Source organism: Citrobacter sp. R-1.5.2 (assembly GCF_035064245.1).
Lineage (GTDB): Bacteria > Pseudomonadota > Gammaproteobacteria > Enterobacterales > Enterobacteriaceae > Citrobacter.
In genome coordinates, this window is sequence record NZ_JASEYC010000055.1 from 1 (window position 1) to 2,607 (window position 2,607).

3 protein-coding genes are annotated in these 2,607 nt (G+C 51.2%); all 3 read right to left on the reverse strand.

Features of this window, described 5'->3' with window-relative positions; translation table 11 throughout:
• Positions 1 to 134: 134 nt before the first annotated feature.
• The 3 genes from QMN38_RS26415 to aph(3')-XV all read right to left on the reverse strand — a co-directional run bounded on the left by QMN38_RS26415 (position 135) and on the right by aph(3')-XV (position 2,522).
• Entirely contained in the window at positions 135 to 767 is a 633-nt protein-coding gene (locus QMN38_RS26415; protein WP_012477387.1) for a type B-2 chloramphenicol O-acetyltransferase CatB2, read from the reverse strand.
• Positions 768 to 819: 52 nt separating this feature from the next.
• On the reverse strand, positions 820 to 1,611 hold the full coding sequence (gene aadA1, locus QMN38_RS26420; protein ID WP_001206317.1) for an ANT(3'')-Ia family aminoglycoside nucleotidyltransferase AadA1: 792 nt from the start codon (positions 1,609 to 1,611) through the stop codon (positions 820 to 822).
• 116 nt (positions 1,612 to 1,727) lie between these two features.
• A complete protein-coding gene (gene aph(3')-XV / locus QMN38_RS26425) occupies positions 1,728 to 2,522 on the reverse strand; it encodes an aminoglycoside O-phosphotransferase APH(3')-XV (protein ID WP_019407932.1) in 795 nt (264 codons plus the stop codon).
• Positions 2,523 to 2,607 lie beyond the last annotated feature (85 nt).

A 2,607-nucleotide genomic window follows, 5' to 3' on the forward strand; every position in this document is an offset into this window, starting at 1 on the left:
CACGCTTAAAAATAATAAAAGCAGACTTGACCTGATAGTTTGGCTGTGAGCAATTATGTGCTTAGTGCATCTAACGCCACGCTCACCGGCAAATTAGGAGCGCAGCGAGTAATTTGTCCGTGTGTAGCGTATTGTTAGGCGCTTGTGCCTTGCCAGCGACGATACAGGCTGGCAATGCCAGACGAACAAAGAAAAGGCATTGCTTCCTTGATTTGTTCCAGCGGCCAATCCCACCAAGCCATATCTAAAAGCATAGAAATTTCTTCTTCAGAAAAGCGCTTCCTAATCGACTTTGCAGGGTTTCCCCCCACTATGGTGTAGGGTTCCACGTCTTTGGCAACCAAAGCGCGGCTACCTATCACCGCTCCATGCCCGATCTTGATCCCGGGCATGATCATGGCCTCCGAACCGATCCACACATCACTTCCTATAACTGTGTCGCCAGCCCGCTGGAATGCATCGACTGATTTTGCAAACGCGGGCTCCTCGTTCATGTAGAAGAAAGGGAAAGAAGAGACCCAATCATATCGGTGGCCTTGATTCCCAGCCATAATAAAAGCTGCGCCTGATCCGATGGAGCAGAAGCTGCCGATAATCAGCTGATCAACGTCATCACGGTCTGGTAGAAGGTAGCGAGCACAATCATCAAACGAGTGCCCATGGTAATAGCCGGAATAGTAGCTATACCGCCCTACCTTGATGTTCGGATTCTTCACCTGCTCAGTCAGAAGCTTCCCTTTGAAGGGACTCTCAAAATAATTCGTCATAAAATTTGTACCCGAAAATTCTAGAGCGACTCCACGCGTCGCCTAACATGTATTATTTGCCGACTACCTTGGTGATCTCGCCTTTCACGTAGTGAACAAATTCTTCCAACTGATCTGCGCGCGAGGCCAAGCGATCTTCTTCTTGTCCAAGATAAGCCTGTCTAGCTTCAAGTATGACGGGCTGATACTGGGCCGGCAGGCGCTCCATTGCCCAGTCGGCAGCGACATCCTTCGGCGCGATTCTGCCGGTTACTGCGCTGTACCAAATGCGGGACAACGTAAGCACTACATTTCGCTCATCGCCAGCCCAGTCGGGCGGCGAGTTCCATAGCGTTAAGGTTTCATTTAGCGCCTCAAATAGATCCTGTTCAGGAACCGGATCAAAGAGTTCCTCCGCCGCTGGACCTACCAAGGCAACGCTATGTTCTCTTGCTTTTGTCAGCAAGATAGCCAGATCAATGTCGATCGTGGCTGGCTCGAAGATACCTGCAAGAATGTCATTGCGCTGCCATTCTCCAAATTGCAGTTCGCGCTTAGCTGGATAACGCCACGGAATGATGTCGTCGTGCACAACAATGGTGACTTCTACAGCGCGGAGAATCTCGCTCTCTCCAGGGGAAGCCGAAGTTTCCAAAAGGTCGTTGATCAAAGCTCGCCGCGTTGTTTCATCAAGCCTTACGGTCACCGTAACCAGCAAATCAATATCACTGTGTGGCTTCAGGCCGCCATCCACTGCGGAGCCGTACAAATGTACGGCCAGCAACGTCGGTTCGAGATGGCGCTCGATGACGCCAACTACCTCTGATAGTTGAGTCGATACTTCGGCGATCACCGCTTCCCTCATGATGTTTAACGCCTGAGTTAAGCCGGAGCGCTTTGCGGCCGCGGCGTTGTGACAATTTACAGAACAACTCCGCGGCCGCGAAGCGATCTCGGCTTGAACGAATTGTTAGACCGCGCTTAGAAGAACTCATCCAAGATCCGGTAGTACTCAATCTTAGCTATGTTCGGATTTGGCTCTCCATACTCGATGAAGAACTGGTTAGTGAGTTCTGGTCCAAATACCGCGTCAATGTTTCTCGATGCAAGCGCCAGGTCTTGATACTTATCGGCAAGCCCGACCCGACCGCAGTCTATGAAGCCGACGAAGGCATTACCTTGGAAGATGAAGTTCTCGGGACAGGCGTCGCCATGTGTGACTACCAGCTGCTCCGCTCCAGGCATTTGTATAAAAAGTTGCTCGTAAACATCCCGCGCCAGCATGCCTTGCCTTGCGTGATCAAAGTCCTCCTCATCAACTAACCCGGCTTCCAAACGGCCCGAAGCCAGCTTCAGTCGCAGGTGGAGCCTTTCGTCGAATGGGCAATCGTCAGGCGAGATCGAATGGAGGTCGCGTAACGCTCGTGCCATCTCTGCAACAACAATAACTGGATCTGCATCTGCGGCGTCAGCGGCATTGTGGCCAATCAATGCTTTTGTCAACAGGATGGTGACAGTTGAAGTCGAGACATATGAGATCACTTCCGGTACGAGAGCTCGTGTTCTGAGCCATCTAGTGCGCTGATGCTCTTGAAGAATTTCTTGAGCAGAAGATCCGGAGGCGTACTTTAGATACGCGGTATTGCGATCAGGAAATAGAACTCGAATCACTCGAGCATCTGACTGACCATACTCAACTTCTTCAAAAGTGCATTCATCCAACAAGGGTGAAAGCAAATTCTTTAGTTCAGATACTTCGTCGAGGGCGACTGTCATAGCGGTCTAACGTTTGACATGAGGGGCGGCCAAGGGCGCCAGCCCTTGGACGTCCCCCTCGATGGAAGGGTTAGGCATCACTGCG

What these genes read in the sequence shown, in the direction of transcription:
- QMN38_RS26415 (WP_012477387.1), bottom strand. Translation starts at nt 767, where the DNA reads ATGACGAATTATTTTGAGAGTCCCTTCAAAGGGAAGCTTCTGACTGAG.
- aadA1 (WP_001206317.1), bottom strand. Translation starts at nt 1,611, where the DNA reads ATGAGGGAAGCGGTGATCGCCGAAGTATCGACTCAACTATCAGAGGTA.